This window comes from Larsenimonas salina (genome assembly GCF_023736155.1).
Taxonomy (GTDB): domain Bacteria; phylum Pseudomonadota; class Gammaproteobacteria; order Pseudomonadales; family Halomonadaceae; genus Larsenimonas; species Larsenimonas salina.
In genome coordinates, this window is sequence record NZ_JAMLJJ010000001.1 from 196,835 (window position 1) to 215,590 (window position 18,756).

Consider the following 18,756-nt stretch of genomic DNA (forward strand, 5'->3'; position numbering starts at 1 on the left):
GCGAGCATGACCGATTCTTCTTCAAGCATCAGTGATTCCCTGGAAGCGCTTCGACAGCGTATCGATCAACTGGACAGCGACATTCTCGCATTGATCAGCGAGCGCGCTCGCTGTGCGCAGCAGGTTGCAAGCGTCAAGCTGACCGAAGACCCGAGTGCGGTGTTCTACCGGCCCGAGCGCGAAGCGCGCGTGCTTAGACGCGTCATGGAGCTCAACGACGGCCCCTTGAGCAACGAGGAAATGGCGCGTCTTTTTCGCGAGATCATGTCCTCGTGTCTGGCGCTTGAACAGCCCGTTCGCGTGGCCTATCTGGGGCCCGAGGGCACCTTTACCGAGCAGGCCGCGCTCAAGCATTTCGGGGGCAGTGCCGTGCCGGTGCCGACCAATGCGATCGACGAGGTCTTTCGAGAGGTCGAGGCGGGCGCGACGCATTACGGCGTGGTGCCGGTCGAGAATTCAAGCGAAGGCATTGTCAGCCACACGCTCGATTCGTTCATGGCTTCACCGTCACTCAAGATCAACGGGGAAGTGGTGCTTCGTATTCACCACCATCTGTTGGTGTCCGAGCGCACGCGCCGTGACCAGATTTCCCGCATCTACTCGCACAGTCAGTCGCTGGCGCAGTGCCGCAAATGGCTCGATGCCCACTACCCCCATGCCGAACGGGTCGCGGTATCTTCCAACGCCGAGGCGGCGCGCCTGGTCAAGAGTGAGTGGCACAGCGCCGCGATCGCGGGCGATATGGCGGCGAAGCGCTATGAGCTTGAGCGGGTGGCCGAAAAGATCGAGGACCAGCCCGACAACTCGACTCGATTCCTGATCATCGGCACCCATGATGTGCCGCCAAGCGGTGACGACAAGACATCCATTGTGGCGGCCATGCGTAACCAGCCGGGCGCACTGCATGACCTGCTCGAGCCGTTTCATCGCCATGGCATCGACATGACGCGCTTGGAGAGTCGGCCGTCGCATAACGGTGCCTGGAGCTATGTCTTCTTTATCGATTTCAAAGGGCATGGTGATGATGAGCGGGTCAAGGCAGCGCTTGCCGAGGCCTCTGAGCGTACGGCGGATTTGAAGGTGCTGGGGTCCTATCCGGTGGGTGTTCTGTGACATCGGCCGCGCCTGCATCCACACCGCGAGTGCTTGAACATACCGACTCGATTCTGATTATCGGACTTGGCATGATCGGTGCCTCCATTGCTGCGGGCCTGAAAGCACAGGGATTCAAGGGCCGGATTCTTGCAAGCGATGCCTGCCATGATGAACTCGAGGTCGGGCGGTCGATGGGAATCATCGATGCGTTCGGGTCGATCGAGGCCATGGGGCGAGAGGCCGATCTGATCGTTGTATGTGTTCCCGTGCTTGCCGTTGAGCAGGTGCTTCGTGCACTCATGCCGGTGTGGCATGATGCACTGGTTCTGACTGACGTCGGCAGCACCAAGGCCGCGGTGCGCGAAAGCGTATGCCGGGTATTCGGGCATGTACCGGACAATGTAGTGCTTGGGCACCCGATTGCGGGGTCTGAGAAAAGCGGCGTCAAAGCGGCAAATCCGACGCTTTATGCCAATCACAATGTGATTTTGACGCCTGAGGCGACCAATCGGAGCGGGGCCTTCGAGCTGGTGGCCTCGCTCTGGCAGCGCCTCGGCGCGCAGGTGTTGAGCATGAGCGTCGAACATCACGATGATGTTCTGGCGCGCACCAGCCATCTTCCGCACTTTCTGGCGTTTTCACTGGTCGATACGCTGGCGCGTCAGGATGAGCGGCTCGAAATATTTCAATACGCCGCAGGCGGGTTTCGTGATTTTACCCGCATTGCCGGCAGTGACCCGGTCATGTGGCGCGATGTGTTCATGGCCAACAAGACGGCCGTGCTGGATGCGCTTGATGAGTTCGAGCAGGGCGTGGCGCGTTTGAGGTGCGCTGTCGAATCAAGCGATGGCGACGCTATGCTTTCGATCTTTTCGCGCGCGAGCCACGCTCGGCATTACTTTGAAACACTCTTGAATCAGTCGAGTTATCAGTCGATGGAACAACGCAGCATTACCTATCGTGCCCAGGCCGGCGGGGCCGTCGAAGGGCGCATTCGCGTGCCGGGCGACAAGTCTATGTCGCATCGTGCCATCATGCTTGGCGCGCTGGCCGACGGCGTGACGCAGGTGGATGGTTTCCTTGAAGGTGAGGACAGTCTTGCGACCCTCCAGGCCTTTCGTGAGATGGGCGTTGCGATCGAGGGTCCGGATCAGGGGCGTGTGATCATTCACGGTGTGGGCCTTCATGGGCTCAAGAAGCCGGATGGCCCCCTGTATGTCGGTAACTCCGGTACGGCGATGCGTCTTTTTGCAGGGCTTCTGGCCGGACAGGGATTTGATACCGAGCTGACGGGAGACGCCTCGCTGACCAAGCGTCCGATGGGGCGCGTGGTCGACCCGCTGCGCTTGATGGGGGCACACATCGAGTCCGCCGAGGGTGGGCGACCGCCGCTGACAATCCGAGGTGGTCAAGCGCTCAAGGGCATTGATTACGAACTTCCGATGGCGAGCGCGCAGGTGAAATCCTGCGTTCTACTGGCGGGGCTGTACGCCGAGGGCGAAACGCGCGTGACCGAGCCGGCGCCGACCCGTGATCATACCGAGCGCATGCTCAATGGGTTTGGTTTTGCGGTCGACAAGCAGGGCCCGGTCTCGACCTTGCACGGCGGCGGTACGCTGCGCGGTGGCCCAATCGATGTGCCGGCGGATATTTCCTCGGCAGCGTTTTTCCTGGTGGCTGCGTCGATCACGCCCAACGCTGATCTGGTGTTGGAACATGTCGGAATCAATCCGACTCGCGTCGGGGTCATCAATATCCTGAAGGCCATGGGCGCGGACATCACGCTTGAAAATCAGCACGAGGTCGGTGGCGAGCCGGTCGCCGATCTGCATGTCCGTCATGCACAGCTCAAGGGAATCGATATACCCGAGGATCAGGTGCCGCTGGCCATCGATGAGTTTCCGGTGCTGTTCATTGCGGCCGCCAATGCCGAGGGGACGACACGCCTTCGCGGGGCGGAAGAGCTTCGTGTGAAGGAGTCCGATCGTATTCAGGCGATGGCCGATGGCATGGCCGTACTTGGGATTGAGCACACGGTGGTCGATGATGGCATCGATATTGTGGGGGGTAAGTACGGGGGTGGCGTCGTCGATAGCCTGGGTGATCACCGAATCGCGATGGCCTTTGCCGTGGCGGCGCTGAACGCCGGTGAGACAATCACCATTCGCGACTGCGCCAATGTGGCCACGTCCTTCCCCAATTTTCTCGAGCTTGCCGAACGACTCGGCATGCGCATCAGTGCCGAGGAGAGCGATGAGTGATTCAGCGATGGCGCCGGTAATTGCAATTGATGGGCCGGGCGGTGCAGGCAAGGGTACGATCAGCCGTCGTATTGCAGAGACGCTTGGGTGGCACCTTCTTGATTCGGGGGCGATCTATCGCCTGGCTGCGCTCGACTGTGATCGGCGCCAGTTGCCGATCGACGATGAGGCGCTGGTCGCTCATGCGGCGTCCGAGCTTGAAATCGATTTCATTCCAGTTGATGGCGGAACCAAGATACTTTTGGGCGGCGATGACGTAAGTCAGGCGATTCGCAATGAAGCCATTGGTGCGATTGCCTCACGGATTGCGGCTTATCCAGTGGTGCGCAGCGCGCTTTTGGAGCGCCAGCGCGACTTTGCCAAGGCGCCGGGTTTGGTGGCCGATGGCCGTGATATGGGGACGGTCGTCTTTCCGGATGCCTCACTCAAGATCTTTCTTACGGCAAGCGCCGATGAGCGAGCGCGCAGACGCCACCGTCAGTTGCAGGAGGCAGGTATACATGCTAGCCTGCCCGATCTTCTGGAAGAGATAAAAGCGCGCGATGATCGGGACATGAATCGATCGTCCTCGCCTCTGGTTGCAGCCGAAGACGCTGTTACGCTCGATACCACCGAGCTTTCCATCGAAGACGTCATCACACGAATCACTGCATTGATCTCCAAACGACATATCGTGTAGTCATTCATTAAAAGGCCCCGGCCAGGTGTCATGGGGTGCGCAGATAGAACTCTGGAAATCTGCGTACGTCGAACCAGCGTTAACGCCCCCGGGGAAAGTCGATTGGCCCGTGCTTGCTGGTGGCGCGGAGAGATAGCGGTAAACACCGCTTCACGTTGAGATATAGGAACATCATGAGCGAAAGTTTTGCTGAACTGTTTGAACAGTCACTTCAGGACATCAATATGGAGCCGGGCGCAATCGTCATGGCTTCCGTTGTGGATGTTGACGGCGACTGGATCACTGTTAACGCCGGACTGAAGTCTGAAGGCCAAATTCCGGCCGCCCAGTTCAAAAACGAAAATGGTGAACTGACGATCGGCATCGGCGACGAAGTTAAGGTCGCTCTGGAAGCCGTCGAAGATGGCTTTGGCGAAACTCGCCTGTCGCGCGAAAAAGCGAAGCGCGCGGAAGCCTGGAAAGAACTGGAAGCTGCGTTTGAAGACGATGAAGTCGTCAAGGGCATCATCAACGGGAAGGTCAAAGGTGGTTTTACCGTCGATGTCAATTCCATTCGTGCGTTCCTGCCCGGTTCACTGGTAGATGTTCGCCCGGTTCGCGATACCGCGCACCTCGAGAACAAAGAGCTGGACTTCAAGGTCATCAAGCTCGATCCGAAACGCAACAACGTTGTCGTTTCCCGTCGTGCTGTTCTTGAAGCTGAAAACAGTGCCGAGCGCGAAGCGCTGCTGGCAACGCTTCAGGAAGGTCAGCAGATCAACGGTATCGTCAAGAACCTCACCGACTACGGCGCGTTCGTTGACCTCGGTGGCGTTGACGGCCTGCTGCACATCACCGATATGGCTTGGAAGCGCATCAAGCATCCGAGCGAAATCGTAGCTGTTGGCGATGAAATCAACGTCAAGGTTCTGAAGTTCGATCGTGAGCGCAACCGCGTTTCTCTTGGTCTTAAGCAGCTGGGCGAAGACCCCTGGGTCAACATCAAGGGTCGTTATCCGGAAAACACCAAGGTTACAGCACGCGTAACCAACCTGACCGACTACGGCTGCTTCGCCGAGCTCGAAGAGGGTGTCGAAGGTCTGGTTCACGTCTCCGAAATGGACTGGACTAACAAGAACATTCATCCGTCCAAGGTTGTCCAGGTCGGTGACGACATCGGCGTCATGGTTCTTGATATCGATGAAGAGCGTCGTCGTATCTCGCTCGGCATCAAGCAGTGCACTCCGAACCCGTGGGAAGAGTTCAACTCTCACTTCAACAAGGGTGACCGTGTCACTGGTACCATCAAGTCCATTACCGATTTCGGTATCTTCATCGGTCTTGATGGCGGCATCGACGGTCTTGTGCACCTGTCTGACATCTCCTGGTCCGAGACCGGCGAAGAAGCAGTGCGCAACTACAAGAAAGGCGACGAAGCTGAAGCCGTCATCCTTTCTATCGACCCCGAGCGTGAGCGCATTTCTCTGGGCATCAAGCAGCTCGAGAGCGACCCGGTTTCTGAATACCTCGCCGTGAACGACAAGGGCGCACTGGTTACCGGCCGTGTTGTCGAGGTAGATGCCAAGGAAGCCTACGTTGAGCTGGCAACAGACGTTATCGCTGTGCTCAAGGCCTCCGAGATCAGTGCTGACCGTGTTGAAGATGCACGCAACGTTCTAAACGAAGGCGACAGTGTTGAAGCGCGCATTGCCAACGTTGACCGCAAGAACCGTGTCATCAACCTGTCCATCAAAGCGAAGGAACAGGCCGACACACGTAAGACCATGCGCACCATGCGCGATCAGGAACCGGAAGGCACGTCCTCCGGCCCGACTACCATCGGTGATCTGATCAAGCAGCAAATGGAACAGGATTCCTGAGTCCATAGCCGCTAACGAAAAAGCCGCCCACTTGGGCGGCTTTTTTTATGTCGCCAACCCATGTGAAGCATGAGTGGCGAACGTCTTGCGATGCTGTGACTTAACTTAGAGGTCGTCCATTCCCTGTTCCTGAAGCGTCATGTTCCATCCGCCCAGATCCTTGTACCGATTGACCATGGCGCAAAAGAGGTCGGCCGTGCGCTCGGTGTCGTAACGGGCTGAATGCGCTTCCTGATTGTCGAACGGAATGCCTGCTGCGCGGCAGGCGCGTGCCAGAACGGTCTGACCGTAAACAAATCCGGCAAGTGTTGCCGTGTCAAAACTTGAAAACGGGTGGAACGGGTTCCGTTTGATGCCCTGCCGTTCATTGGCTGCGTTTAGAAAGCCATGGTCGAAGGCAGCGTTGTGCCCGACCAGAATGGCACGTGTGCAGCCATGTGACTTGACGGCCTTGCGGACGGGTTTGAGCAGGCTTTCAAGCGCTGTCTTTTCATCGACGGCGATGTCCTTACGAAACGGGCTATCGAGCTGGATGCCGGTGAAATCGAGCGCGGCCTGTTCGATATTTGCACCATCGAAGGGTGTGACATGAAAGGCATGCGTGCTGTCCGGCAACAGGTTGCCATGATCGTCCATGGTCAGAAGTGTTGCCGCAATTTCGAGAATGGCATCGGTTTTCGCATTGAATCCGCCAGTCTCCAGATCGACCACCACGGGCAGAAAGCCGCGAAAACGTCGCGCCATCGCGCCCATTGGGTTGGCGTCGGTCATAGGGTGTCCTTAAGTGGGTGACCGGGAAGTATGTCGCGCCAAGTGTAACAGGTAAGTGGATAAGCGTCTCACGCGTGGCGATTGCGGTATTCGAAGTCCGGGTCGCTCGTTATAATTGCAGAGAACATCAAGGCTTGGGTGGGTCAGGTGCTGTTGCCCCACCTCGTCATCGTCAACAAGGAGAGCAGCATGTCCGATGTCAAGAAGGTCGTACTCGCCTATTCCGGCGGGTTGGATACTTCGGTAATTGTTCAGTGGTTGAAAGATACCTATGACTGCGAAGTAGTCACTTTTACGGCCGATCTGGGGCAGGGGGAAGAGGTTGAGCCTGCGCGTGCGAAAGCGGAAGCCTTGGGGGTCAATGAAATCTACATCGAGGACCTGCGCGAAACGTTTGTGCGCGATTATGTCTTCCCGATGTTCCGTGCCAATACGGTCTACGAGGGTGAATACCTTTTAGGTACCTCGATTGCGCGGCCGCTGATTGCGCGTCGTCTTATCGAAATCGCCAACGAAACTGGCGCTGATGCCATCGCCCACGGGGCAACAGGCAAGGGGAATGACCAGGTTCGGTTCGAGCTGGGCGCCTACGCACTGAAGCCTGGCGTGAAGGTCATCGCGCCGTGGCGCGAGTGGGATCTGAATTCACGCGAGAAGCTGATGGCGTATTGCGAAGAGCGCAACATCCCGGTCGATTTTTCGACCAACAAGAAAAAATCGCCGTATTCCATGGACGCCAACCTGCTTCACATTTCCTATGAGGGCGGCAACCTCGAGGACCCGTGGGAAGAAGCCGAAGAGGACATGTGGCGTTGGAGCGTGAGCCCGGAAGCTGCACCGGATCAGCCCACCTATATCGAGCTGACCTATGAGCATGGCGACATCACCGCCATTGATGGCCAGCCGATGAAGGCGCATGAGGTGCTCTCGCATCTGAATAAGGTCGGCGGTGAGAACGGCATCGGTCGACTCGATATTGTCGAGAACCGTTATGTCGGCATGAAGTCACGCGGGTGCTATGAAACACCGGGTGGCACCATCATGCTGCGTGCCCACCGGGCGATTGAGTCGATCACGCTCGACCGGGAAGCCGCGCATCTGAAAGATGAGTTGATGCCCAAGTACGCCAAGGTCATCTATAACGGCTACTGGTGGAGCCCTGAGCGTGAAATGCTTCAGGTTGCGATCGACAACACCCAGGACGTCGTCAATGGCGTTGTCCGGCTGAAGCTCTACAAAGGCAACGTGACTGTGGTTGGCCGTAAGTCCGACGACTCACTCTTCGATGCCTCTATCGCCACATTCGAAGATGACGCAGGTGCCTACGATCAGAAGGATGCAGAGGGCTTTATCAAGCTCAACGCGCTTCGACTTCGAATCGCAGCCACGAAGGGACGCGGCGAATAAGCGTCTCTCGACGAAAAAAGCCTCCCGAGGGAGGCTTTTTTATGGGATGACGCGCCGTTCTTGTTAGTGGAGCCCGGCGTTGTCGCCGCCTCGAATGATTCCCACACCGATGCCTTCGATGGAGAACTCATGCGTGGTCGGATCGATTTCGATCGGCGCAAAGGCATCGTTTTCCGCCAGCAGGTGGATCATGCCGTTGGTGCGCTGAAGCCGTTTGACCGTGACTTCATCATCGATTCGGGCGACCACAATCTGGCCATCGCGAACGTCGCTGGTGCGGTGAACCGCAAGCAGGTCGCCATCTAGAATGCCGACATTTTTCATCGAGAGACCGCGCACGCGTAACAGGTAATCGGCGGTTGGTGTAAAGTAGTCTGCGGGCAGGGGGCAGTACCGGTCGATGTGGGCCTCGGCAAGAATGGGTGAACCCGCTGCAACCTCACCGATAACGGGAAGGCCTTCCGGGGCAGGGTCGTCGATCTGCGGAAGCCGAATTCCACGAGAGGTGCCGGGGATCATGTCGATGGCGCCTTTTTTCTTGAGCGCTTTAAGGTGCTCCTCGGCGGCGTTTGCCGAACGAAACCCTAGCGCTGTAGCGATTTCAGCGCGGGTGGGCGGGTAGCCATGATCTTGGAGCGTTCGACGGATAAAGTCGTAGACTTCTTGCTGTCGTGCTGTCAGTGGGCGTGTCATGACGACTCCGTGGTGATAGGGTGTACAGCCTGTGATTTTATCCAGTTAATTGCCCGCTGCCAAGCCAGTCAAGGGATAAGAGAGACAAAGCATCTATGGCCGAAGTCACTACTGCCGAGCGGATTCTCGACGCCGCCGAGGCGCTTTTTGTGGAGCACGGGTTCGCCGAGACGTCCATGCGTGCGATCACCCAGCGCGCCGGCGTCAATCTGGCGGCAGTCAATTACCATTTTGGCTCCAAGAGCGCCTTGATCCAGTCGGTGTTCAGTCGCCATTTCGACCCGTTTGCCGAACTTTTTCAAACAACGCTTGCTCAGTGGGCCGAGCGCACGCCAACGCTTGAAGAGCTCGTCGATGCACTGATGTATTGCGCCTTGAATACGCCGTCAAGCCACGGGGATCTGCGCGTATTCATGAAGTTGATCGGCCTTGCCTACACTCAGCAGCAGGGCGATCTGCGCGCGTACGTTCAAACGCATTACGCGGTATTGTTCGAGCGGTTCATGTCGTTGATGGCCAAGGCAACGCCCGAGCTTGATAGTCAAGAGCGCTTCTGGCGTCTGCACTTTCTGCTGGGCTCGGTGGTGTTCACGCTGTCGAGCCTGGATACGCTTCGCGGCATGACGGCCCCCAACGCGTCGCAGGCCTCTATCCGGGCACTGGCACAAACGATTCGTCCCATGGCGATTGCCGCGCTTCGTGCTTGAGTCATCATCAAGAAGAGACTGTTTTTTTATGACACACCCTGTCGCACCGATCATGCTAGACCTTGAAGGCCCCAGGCTTACCGATGATGAGCGTCGGTTGCTTGAGTCCAGGGCCGTCGCAGGCGTTATTCTTTTTTCCCGAAACATCGAACATGCCGGTCAGGTCAAGGCGCTTTGTCAGGATATCCGCTCGGTCAACGGGGCGCTTTTGATCGCGATCGATCAGGAAGGTGGGCGCGTCCAGCGTCTGATCAACGGCGTGACGCGTCTGCCGCCGATGGGTGCCTTCGGTCAAATGGCCAAGGCGCAAGGTGCCGCAGTCGCCGCCGGCGCTGCGCGGGATGCCGGCTGGCTGCTCGGCATGGAAATGGCCGCGGTCGGCATCGATTTCTCGTTCGCGCCCGTGCTTGATTTGGACAGTGATCGTTGCCCGGCCATCGGTAATCGTGCGTTTTCAGATGAGGCCGATACGGTGGTCGCCTTGGCCGGCGCCTTTATCGAGGGCCTGGGGGAGGCCGGCATGGTTGCCTGCGGTAAACACTATCCGGGTCATGGCCACGTAAATACGGATTCCCACGAGACGCTGCCGGTCGATGAGCGGCCCTTCAAGGAGATCGAGGCCAATGATCTGGTGCCGTTCAAGCAGCTGGCGCCCAAGCTTGCGGCCATCATGCCGGCTCATGTGAGCTATCCGAGTTTCGATGCTCGGCCGGCCGGGTTTTCGCCGTCCTGGCTTGGGCTCTTGCGTGAGAGTCTCGGTTTCAAGGGCGTGATTGTCTCCGATGATCTCTCGATGAAAGGGGCCCACGGCGCCGGCACGCCGCTTGAGCGTGCACACCAGGCACTGGCCGCTGGCTGTGATCTACCGCTGATCTGCAATGATCGCGCAGGCGCACGCTCGATTGTTGAGGCGTTCGAATCCCAGTCACTCGAGCCCTCCAAGAAACTCGGCCGATTACGTTTTGCTCGCGCCCGGCCCGAGCTCGACGCGCTGGAGGCACTGTGTCGATGGCGCAAGACGCACGCCAGGCTCGAGGCCATGGCGACGTCGGATACACCTGTATCCTGAATCCCTAACTTCGGAGGTTGCCATGGACGGCTTCTTCGCTTTTTTTACCCAGTTTCGCGAGTACGTCGATGGGCTGGGTATCCCTGCGTGGCTCGAGATGCCGCTGATCGCACTTGGCGTGGCCATTGCGGTCGACCTGCTGTTCTATTTCGTGTTGAAACCGGTAGAGCGACGCCTTCAGAAGACGTCGAACCGGTGGGATGATGTACTGGTCGCATCGTTTCGAGCGCCGTTCAGGGCCTGGATCTGGATGATGGCGGTGGCCACCGTCGTTCTGTTTATCGGTGCGCACTTCGAGGCGCCTTGGGTAAGCCAGTACATGCCCACGGTCATCGAGCTGCTGTCGCTGACTCTCTTCGGGTGGCTTGGGTGGCGCTTCATTTCTCGCATTGAACCGCGAATGGTCAACCCGCCCGCCAACAGCAACGTCAAGCCCCTTGAAAAAACCACCATGGACGCGCTGACCAAGGTGTTCGGTGCCGTGCTGGTTACGGTAGTCGGGCTATGGGGGCTTAAGATTCTTGGCATATCGCTTTCGGGTGTGCTCGCCTTCGGTGGCTTTGGTGGTCTCATGGCCGGTTTCGCGGCCAGAGACCTTTTGGCGAATTTTTTTGGCGGCATGGTGGTGCACGTCGATCGGCCGTTCAAGGTCGGTGACTGGGTGCGTTCGCCCGACCGGGAAATAGAAGGTGTCGTTGAAGACATCGGCTGGCGCCTGACTCGTATTCGCACCTTTCCGGGGCCGCCCCTGTACGTGCCAAACGCGATTTTCAGTCGCATTGTGGTCGAAAACCCGAGCCGTATGATCAGTCGGCGTATCTGGGAAACGATCCGGGTTCGCTATGAAGATGTGCAGCACATCGATCCGATCGTGGACGCCATTCGTCAGATGCTTCAGGACATGGACGACATCGATCACGATGAATCGATCACGGTCTGCTTCAACGGCATCAGTGATTACTCGCTCGACATCATGGTGTACGCCTTCACCGAAGAGATCGACTGGCAGCGGTTCCACGACATCAAGCACCGTGTGCTTCTCGGCGTGCGCGATATTGTCTATGACCAGGGCGCGGAGCTTGCGTTGCCGCTGTCCAAGCTTCATATGGCGACGCCGGTCGCGGTCGAGCGTCCACAAGGGTATGATGCGCCCGATTCGTCCGACAATGAACAGAACGAGCCTGATGACGGGCAGGACGAGTCAGATGATGAGCAGGACGCTGAGGCGCACACGCGCCAGGACGCCTCCGGCTCGAACGAAAAGCATGCTGGCTCGTCCAAACGCTCGACTGCCAATCGGTCGAGCGCGACCCGGTCGAGCGCGACCCGGTCAGGCGCGACTCGGTCGAACACGCGTCGGTCAACGCGTGGGGCCCGACAAGGGCCAAGCGATGACGACGCCTCCTCAAATTCAACCCAAGATGCCGAAGATGCCTGATTCCCCTTTGTCTACCGATCATCAACGTCATTATCACGACATGCGCGCCATGATGGACGAGGCCGACTGCCTGATTTCGCAATCGGAGCTCGAGGCGGCGCTCGATGCCATGGCCGCGGCGCTCGAAGAACAGCTCGGCGACAAACTGCCGGTATTTTACTGTGTCATGAATGGCGGGCTGATCACGACCGGGCACCTGTTGACCCGTCTCGGATTTCCCCTGGAAGTCGACTACCTGCATGCCACGCGTTACCGCGGTGACACTCGCGGAGGCGAGCTTTTCTGGCGCGTGTCGCCAGAGATTCCGATGGCCGGGCGTCATGTCGTGATTGTCGATGACATTCTCGATGAAGGCACCACGCTTGCCGCCATTCTCGATTACTGCCGTACTGCGGGTGCTGAAAGCGTCTCGAGTGCAGTGCTCGTGGACAAGCGCCACGACCGCAAGGCCGTTCCTGGCCTGCGTGCCGATTTCTGCGGCCTCGATGTCGAGGATCGTTACGTGTTCGGCTTCGGCATGGATTACAAAGGCTATTGGCGCAACGCGCCGGGCATTTTTGCGCCCAAGGGGCTGTAACCCCGCTCGATACCATCAAGGAGAAGCGACATGCTTGCGATCGTGGGTGGAACCGGCATGACTGAAATGCCGGGGCTTGAAGTGGTCAAGAATTTCGCGAGCGAAACCCCGCTCGGAGCCGCTTCGGCAGGCGTGGTTCAAGGGCGGATCAATGAGCAGGATGTGCTGTTCATCGCCCGTCATGGTCATCCGCACAAGGTGCCGCCGCACAAGATCAATTACCGGGCCAACCTCTGGGCGCTGAAACAGGCCGGTGCGACCCGTGTTGTTGGCGTCAACGCCGTTGGTGGCATTGACCCCGCCCTGGCGCCGGGCGATCTGGTCCTGCCGGATCAATTGATCGATTACACCCACGGGCGTGAGGGCACGTTCTTCGATGGCCGCTTCAAGCCGTTAAAGCACATCGATTTTTCGTGGCCCTACAATGGGGCGCTTCGGGCCGCGCTAAGTCAGGCGGGACGTCATTGTGGTCAGGTGCTGGTCGAGGAGGGCGTTTATGGCGTCACTCAGGGGCCTCGACTTGAGGCCGCGGCTGAAATCGCGCGCATGGCAAGCGATGGCTGTACGCTGGTCGGAATGACGGGCATGCCGGAGGCGGCGTTGGCACGGGAGCTCGAGCTTCCGTATGCATCGCTTTCGCTGGTGGTCAATCCGGCAGCCGGGGTGTGTGAGGATGAAATCACGATGGAAGAAATCGCCGAGGCACTCGAGGGCGGCATGGAGCGTGCGCGCCGGCTTCTGGAGACCCTCATCAGCACCCGCTGCTGATGAATCTCAAGCAACGCGTTTAAAAAAACGGCCCGGTTGAAACCGGGCCGTTTTGCGTCGAACGCTTCACGCGTGGCCTAAACCAGCTCTGAGCGTCATGCGGTTTCGGCTGTTTTCTGGTTGAGATGGCCAAGCAGGCTTTCCACAGCCTTAAACCGCGCCTCGGCGGTGGCAAGGTCCTGCTCGAAGCGAAGAAGACTTGCGCCATCGAACTTGTAGATCAGCGGATTACTTTGGATGAGGTTGACCAGTGTCATCGGGTCGACCGCGGTCTGCTCGCTGAACTGAACGCGCCCGCCCTTGTCGCCGGCATCGATCTTGACGATGCCGAGACGGTCGGCGCGCTGTCTGAGCTGAGCCTGGCGGAAGAGGTTCTTGACCGGCTCCGGCAGCAGGCCGAACCGGTCGACAAGCTCGACCTGCAATTCCTTGAGCTCACCCTCGTTGGCGGCGTTGCTGATGCGTTTGTACATGATCAATCGCTGGGAAACGTCGCGAATGTAGTCCTGAGGCAAGAGCGCCTGAACGTTCAGGTTGATGTCGACGCCCTCATTGAGAGGCGCCTCGATGTTCGGTGTCTTGCCGGCCTTGATCGCCTTGACCGCGCTGTCGAGCATGTCCATGTAGAGGGTGTAGCCGATCGTCTCGATCTGACCGCTTTGCTCGTCCCCCAGCAGTTCACCCGCCCCGCGAATCTCGAGATCATGGCTTGCAAGGGTGAAGCCTGCCCCCAAATCTTCGGCCTGCGCGATGGCGTCGAGGCGCTTTTTGGCGTCACTGGTCATCTGCCGAGGCGGCGGCGTCAACAGGTAGGCATAGGCCTGATGGTGTGAGCGCCCGACCCGCCCGCGAAGCTGGTGAAGCTGGGCGAGGCCGAACTTGTCGGCGCGCTCGATGATGATGGTATTGGCCGAGGGCACATCGATGCCGGTTTCGATGATCGTCGAGCACACTAAAATGTTGGCGCGCTTGTGGTAAAAATCCGACATCACGCGCTCGAGCTGCCGTTCGGCCATTTGTCCGTGGGCAATACCGATTCTGGCCTCGGGAATCAATTCCTGGAGCGTCTCACCGGTGGCGTCGATGGTCTTGACGTCGTTGTGCAGGTAATAGACCTGACCACCCCGCAAGAGCTCGCGCAGGATTGCCTCCTTGAGTACGCCTTCGTTGCGCTGTTGTACGAAGGTCTTGACCGACAGTCGCTTGGCCGGAGGCGTTGCAATGATCGACAGATCGCGCATGCCGCTCATCGCCATCGACAGCGTTCTTGGAATCGGTGTGGCCGTGAGGGTCAGAATATCGACCTCGGCGCGAAGCTGCTTCAAGCGCTCTTTCTGACTGACCCCGAAGCGGTGCTCTTCATCGACGATCACAAGCCCCAGGTTATCGAACGAGAGCTCCTTGCTGAGCAGGCGGTGCGTGCCGATGACGATGTCAGCCTGGCCATTGGCGATGCGCTCGAACGCCGCCTTCTGCGCCTTGCCGGCGTTGAAGCGCGAGATGAGCTCGATCTGGATGGCGGTGTCGGCGAAGCGGTTGATGAACGTGTCGAAGTGCTGCTGAGCCAGCAGCGTGGTCGGCACCAGCACCGCGACCTGGCGGCCCGAATGCACCGCCAGAAACGCCGCGCGCATGGCGACTTCGGTTTTGCCGAACCCCACATCGCCACAGACGACGCGGTCCATTGGCTGCTTGGCGGTCATGTCATTGATCACCGCCTCGATGGCGTTGCGCTGATCCGGTGTTTCTTCGAAGGCGAAGTTGGCAGAAAAGCGGGCGTAGTCGTCATCCGGGGCGGGGCAGGCAAAGCCTTCACGCGCTTCGCGGCGCGCGTAGACGTCCAGTAGCTCGGCGGCCGTATCGCGAATCTTCTCTGCGGCCTTCTTGCGGGCTTTCGTCCACTGCTCCGAGCCCAGCTTGTGAAGCGGGGCGTGCTCGTCGCTTGCACCGGCGTAGCGGGAGATCAGGTGCAGATGATCCACCGGCACGTAGAGTCGCGCGTCATCGGCAAACTTTAGCGTCAGAAACTCCGCCTGCTGGCCGCCGGTCGAGAGGGTTTCAAGGCCCAGATAGCGGCCGACGCCGTGCTGTTGATGCACGACCGGGGCGCCTTCCTTGAGCTCAGAGAGATGGCGCACGGCCATTTCGCTGTCGTCGGTTGTCTTTTCCCGGCGTCGACTTTGTCGAACGATATCGCCGTACAGCTCGGTTTCGGTCAACACCAGCATGTCGGGGGGCGTGCCGACCCAGAGGCCAGCCTCGACGGCGCCGTGGGTCATCGCGACCGTGTGGGTGCTGTCGAGAAACGCCTGCCAGTGATCGAGGTCAGGTACATCCAGACCCAGCGGGGCGAGCGTGTCCTGCAGCACTTCCTGCCGGCCGCGAGACTCGGCGACCAGCAATAGCCGCTGCCCCGGGTGGTCGGCCAGCACCTGTTCGATTCGGCTTAGTGGCTTGGTGCTTCGTCCATCGATGGCGACGTCTGGAAGCGCGTGGGTTTCGAACAAGTGCGCGTGAGGGTGATCGGCCTCGACCCATTGAACTCGGGGGCGCGTGTTGAACTGGCCAAACAGTTCGGCGACGGGCACGAATGCCGTGGCCGGGGGCAGAAGCGGGCGCGTTGAATCCACGCCGAGATTGTCAAAGCGCGCTTCGATCGAGCGCCAGTGCGTTTCGGCCGCCTCGAAGGTGTGCTGATAAAGGGCAATCGAGGCGCCCTCTGGAAGATGATCAAGCAGCGTCGACGTCGTTTCGAAAAACAGCGGCAGGTACTGCTCGAGCCCCGGTGCGGCGATTCCCTTCAAGGCATCGACGTAGACCGGGCACTGGCGCGGGTCGACATCGAACCGGGTTTCAAAGCCTTCCCGGAATCGAGCAATGCCTTCCTCGGTCAGCGGGTATTCATGAGCCGGTAACAGCGAGAGCCGCTCTATCTTGTCGATTGTGCGCTGGGTATCCGGGTCGAACGTGCGCAGGCTGTCCACGTCGTCGTCGAACAAGTCGATGCGAACCGGATGATCGCCGCCGACCGGGTAGAGGTCGATCAAGGCGCCGCGAAAGGCATACTCACCCGGCTCGAACACGGTTTCGACCGCGCGGTATCCGGCGCGGTGCAGGCTTTGTCTGAAGCGCTCGCGCTCGAGCCGATCACCGGTTGCAAGCGTCATGGCCTGGATGGCGACGAAGTCCACCGGGGGCAGGCGCTGCATCAGGGTGTTGATGGCAACGATCACGATGCCATTGAAGCCGCGCTGCACACGATTGAGCAGCTTAAGGCGCGCCGACACGATGTCCTGGTGCGGTGAGAAACTGTCATAAGGCAGCGTTTCCCAATCGGGAAAGAGCGCGGTTTCAAGATCGGCACCATAAAAGCCAAGATCGCTTTCAAGGCGTTGGGCGCTGGCGGTATCGGGGGTGATGACCACGATCGGATCACTGGTCTCTCGTGACCACTGAGTAAGTGCCAGAGCGTAGGCGCTGCCATGCTGGGGGCCCCAATAGCAGGTCTGTTTGCTGCCACTGGGAAGCGGGGGAGAAAACGGGCTATACATGCGGGTTGTCACGACGATTGTCTGGCCTTTGCACGCTGATTGAAGGGCGCGGTCGCACGCAGGTGTCGATGCCGGGCCCAGGTCGAGTACGTGTAGTGTAAAGCCACACTGTAGACCTTGCAGGCTCTATCGCCACCTTATGTAGTCTTATAACTACCGGGTGTGCCTGGCGCGTGATTTGATGGGGGCAAGTGGCAGGCAGGTGTAGCAGGCCTACAGCATGCACGACCATGCCGCGGTTGTCGGGTCTCATGTAAATACTCATAATCCGCCGCATCGCTTGGTTGCCCGTTCACACCCAGGGTATGAACCGTCATTGCCACGACAACAGTGGGCGGTGCCAGATATAAGACAGTTGGCACACGCACGAAAGGAACACAGGCGTCGAGAGAGAGCCCCCACAAGGAGAACCCCCTTCCATGAATCCCGTTTCAAGCGATTCGTGTTTTCAAGCCTGGCAGTCGCATGAGGCCATGGCCGAGGAAATGATTCCGTTGCTCGGTCGGTTGTACCGCGAGTTTCGAGTTGTCCCGCTGATGTATGGTCGGCCGCTTGCGCAGCAGTCCGTCATTCGAATCCTCAAGGACCATCGCTTCGTGCGCAAGGTCGAGGGTACGGAGTTGACGATTCGCGATACCTATCCGCTGGTCAAGCGCCTGCTGGAGCTGTCGCCGGGGCCATCACGAATCGATTTCGGTAAGCTTGCAATGGCCTATAAAAAGGGCGGGCACAGCGATCCGATGCAGTTCCTGAAAAAGGAACTGGCACCGATCATCGGTAAGCATTCGCCTGAAACCCTGTCGGCTCCGCCCCAGGACCTGGTGCTTTACGGCTTTGGCCGTATCGGTCGACTGCTTGCGCGGATCATGATCGAAAACGGTGATTCCAGTCAGATGCGTCTGCGTGCCGTGGTTGTTCGCGGCGATGGCGGCGATCTCGAAAAGCGTGCGAGTCTTTTGCGTCGTGATTCCGTGCACGGTGCGTTTCAGGGTACGATTTCGATCGATCATGACCACAATGCGTTGGTGGTTAACGGCCAACGCATTCAGTTCATCTATGCCTCTGACCCGTCCAGCATCGATTACACCGATTACGGCATCGATAATGCGATCATTATCGATAACACCGGTAAATGGCGTGATGAAGACGGGCTCAAGAAACATCTGGCGGCCAAGGGTGTGTCCAAGGCACTGCTGACCGCGCCGGGCAAGGGCAGCCTCAAGAACATCGTTGTCGGCATCAACGACAACGCCGTGACTGAAGATGACCGGATCCTTTCGGCGGCCTCGTGCACAACCAACGCCATCACGCCGGTGCTTAAAGCGGTCAATGACCGTTACGGCGTTGCACACGGTCATGTGGAAACGGTGCATTCCTACACCAACGATCAGAACCTGATCGATAATTTCCACTCGGCATCACGCCGTGGGCGCAGTGCCGCGCTCAACATGGTCATCACCGAAACGGGTGCAGCCAAGGCGGTTGTCAAGGCGCTGCCGGAGCTCGATGGCAAGCTGACAGGCAACGCCATTCGCGTACCCACGCCCAACGTGTCACTTGCGATCTTGAATCTGACGCTTGAAAGTGATGTCGACCGCGAAGGGCTGAACGACTATCTGCGCGAGCTTTCGATTCATTCAGAGCTTCGTCATCAGATCGATTACGTCTGTTCGCCTGAAGTTGTCTCCTCGGATTTTGTCGGTAATCGTCACGCCGGTATCGTCGACGGTGAAGCAACCATCGCTGACGGTCGCCAGATTGTCTTGTACGTCTGGTATGACAACGAGTACGGTTACAGCTGTCAGGTCGTTCGTCTTGTAGAAAAGATGGCCTGTCAGAATCTGGTCGAGCTTCCCGAGCAGTGATCCCTCCGGGGCATTA

Annotated in this window: 14 protein-coding genes; 11 read left to right on the top strand and 3 right to left on the bottom strand. The window is 58.8% G+C overall.

Going from position 1 to position 18,756, the window contains the following annotated elements:
- Nucleotides 1–6: 6 nt before the first annotated feature.
- From pheA to rpsA, 4 genes are all read left to right on the top strand, one after another.
- Entirely contained in the window at nt 7–1,113 is a 1,107-nt protein-coding gene (gene pheA / locus NAT23_RS00925) for a prephenate dehydratase (protein ID WP_251924682.1), read from the top strand.
- Nucleotides 1,110–3,356, top strand: coding sequence for a bifunctional prephenate dehydrogenase/3-phosphoshikimate 1-carboxyvinyltransferase (locus NAT23_RS00930; protein ID WP_350028296.1), 2,247 nt, complete (start codon nt 1,110–1,112; stop codon nt 3,354–3,356). The genes pheA and NAT23_RS00930 overlap by 4 nt, the downstream gene beginning before the upstream one ends.
- Nucleotides 3,349–4,035, top strand: a complete 687-nt coding sequence (gene cmk, locus NAT23_RS00935) for a (d)CMP kinase (RefSeq protein WP_251924683.1) — start codon at nt 3,349–3,351, stop codon at nt 4,033–4,035. Before NAT23_RS00930 ends, cmk begins: the two co-directional genes overlap by 8 nt.
- A gap of 173 nt (nt 4,036–4,208) precedes the next feature.
- On the top strand, nt 4,209–5,894 hold the full coding sequence (gene rpsA, locus NAT23_RS00940; protein ID WP_251924684.1) for a 30S ribosomal protein S1: 1,686 nt from the start codon (nt 4,209–4,211) through the stop codon (nt 5,892–5,894).
- Between the two features lie 105 nt (nt 5,895–5,999).
- Here rpsA and rnt read toward each other — a convergent pair whose 3' ends face one another.
- Nucleotides 6,000–6,665 (bottom strand): ribonuclease T, encoded by a 666-nt coding sequence (gene rnt / locus NAT23_RS00945; RefSeq protein WP_251924685.1) that lies wholly within the window; start codon nt 6,663–6,665, stop codon nt 6,000–6,002.
- A gap of 189 nt (nt 6,666–6,854) precedes the next feature.
- Between rnt and NAT23_RS00950 the strand changes: the two genes are divergently transcribed.
- Nucleotides 6,855–8,072: an argininosuccinate synthase gene (locus NAT23_RS00950; RefSeq protein ID WP_251924686.1), complete on the top strand. Its 1,218-nt coding sequence runs from the start codon at nt 6,855–6,857 to the stop codon at nt 8,070–8,072.
- Between the two features lie 63 nt (nt 8,073–8,135).
- Here NAT23_RS00950 and lexA read toward each other — a convergent pair whose 3' ends face one another.
- A complete protein-coding gene (lexA, locus tag NAT23_RS00955; protein ID WP_251924687.1) occupies nt 8,136–8,765 on the bottom strand; it encodes a transcriptional repressor LexA in 630 nt (209 codons plus the stop codon).
- Between the two features lie 95 nt (nt 8,766–8,860).
- Between lexA and NAT23_RS00960 the strand changes: the two genes are divergently transcribed.
- The 5 genes from NAT23_RS00960 to NAT23_RS00980 are packed head-to-tail and all read left to right on the top strand — an operon-like array spanning nt 8,861 to nt 13,324.
- A complete protein-coding gene (locus NAT23_RS00960; protein WP_251924688.1) occupies nt 8,861–9,472 on the top strand; it encodes a TetR/AcrR family transcriptional regulator in 612 nt (203 codons plus the stop codon).
- 28 nt (nt 9,473–9,500) lie between these two features.
- Nucleotides 9,501–10,541: a beta-N-acetylhexosaminidase gene (nagZ, locus tag NAT23_RS00965; protein ID WP_251924689.1), complete on the top strand. Its 1,041-nt coding sequence runs from the start codon at nt 9,501–9,503 to the stop codon at nt 10,539–10,541.
- Nucleotides 10,542–10,563: 22 nt separating this feature from the next.
- Nucleotides 10,564–11,979 (top strand): mechanosensitive ion channel family protein, encoded by a 1,416-nt coding sequence (locus NAT23_RS00970; protein ID WP_251924690.1) that lies wholly within the window; start codon nt 10,564–10,566, stop codon nt 11,977–11,979.
- Nucleotides 11,972–12,556 carry a hypoxanthine-guanine phosphoribosyltransferase gene (locus NAT23_RS00975; protein ID WP_251589639.1) on the top strand — a complete coding sequence of 195 codons (585 nt, stop codon included), beginning with the start codon at nt 11,972–11,974 and terminating at the stop codon, nt 12,554–12,556. Before NAT23_RS00970 ends, NAT23_RS00975 begins: the two co-directional genes overlap by 8 nt.
- Before the next feature lie 30 nt (nt 12,557–12,586).
- Nucleotides 12,587–13,324 carry an S-methyl-5'-thioinosine phosphorylase gene (locus tag NAT23_RS00980; RefSeq protein WP_251924691.1) on the top strand — a complete coding sequence of 246 codons (738 nt, stop codon included), beginning with the start codon at nt 12,587–12,589 and terminating at the stop codon, nt 13,322–13,324.
- Nucleotides 13,325–13,419: 95 nt separating this feature from the next.
- Here NAT23_RS00980 and mfd read toward each other — a convergent pair whose 3' ends face one another.
- A complete protein-coding gene (mfd, locus tag NAT23_RS00985; RefSeq protein ID WP_251926193.1) occupies nt 13,420–16,875 on the bottom strand; it encodes a transcription-repair coupling factor in 3,456 nt (1,151 codons plus the stop codon).
- A gap of 419 nt (nt 16,876–17,294) precedes the next feature.
- Between mfd and NAT23_RS00990 the strand changes: the two genes are divergently transcribed.
- Nucleotides 17,295–18,740, top strand: a complete 1,446-nt coding sequence (locus tag NAT23_RS00990) for a glyceraldehyde-3-phosphate dehydrogenase (RefSeq protein WP_251924692.1) — start codon at nt 17,295–17,297, stop codon at nt 18,738–18,740.
- The last annotated feature ends 16 nt before the right edge of the window (nt 18,741–18,756 follow it).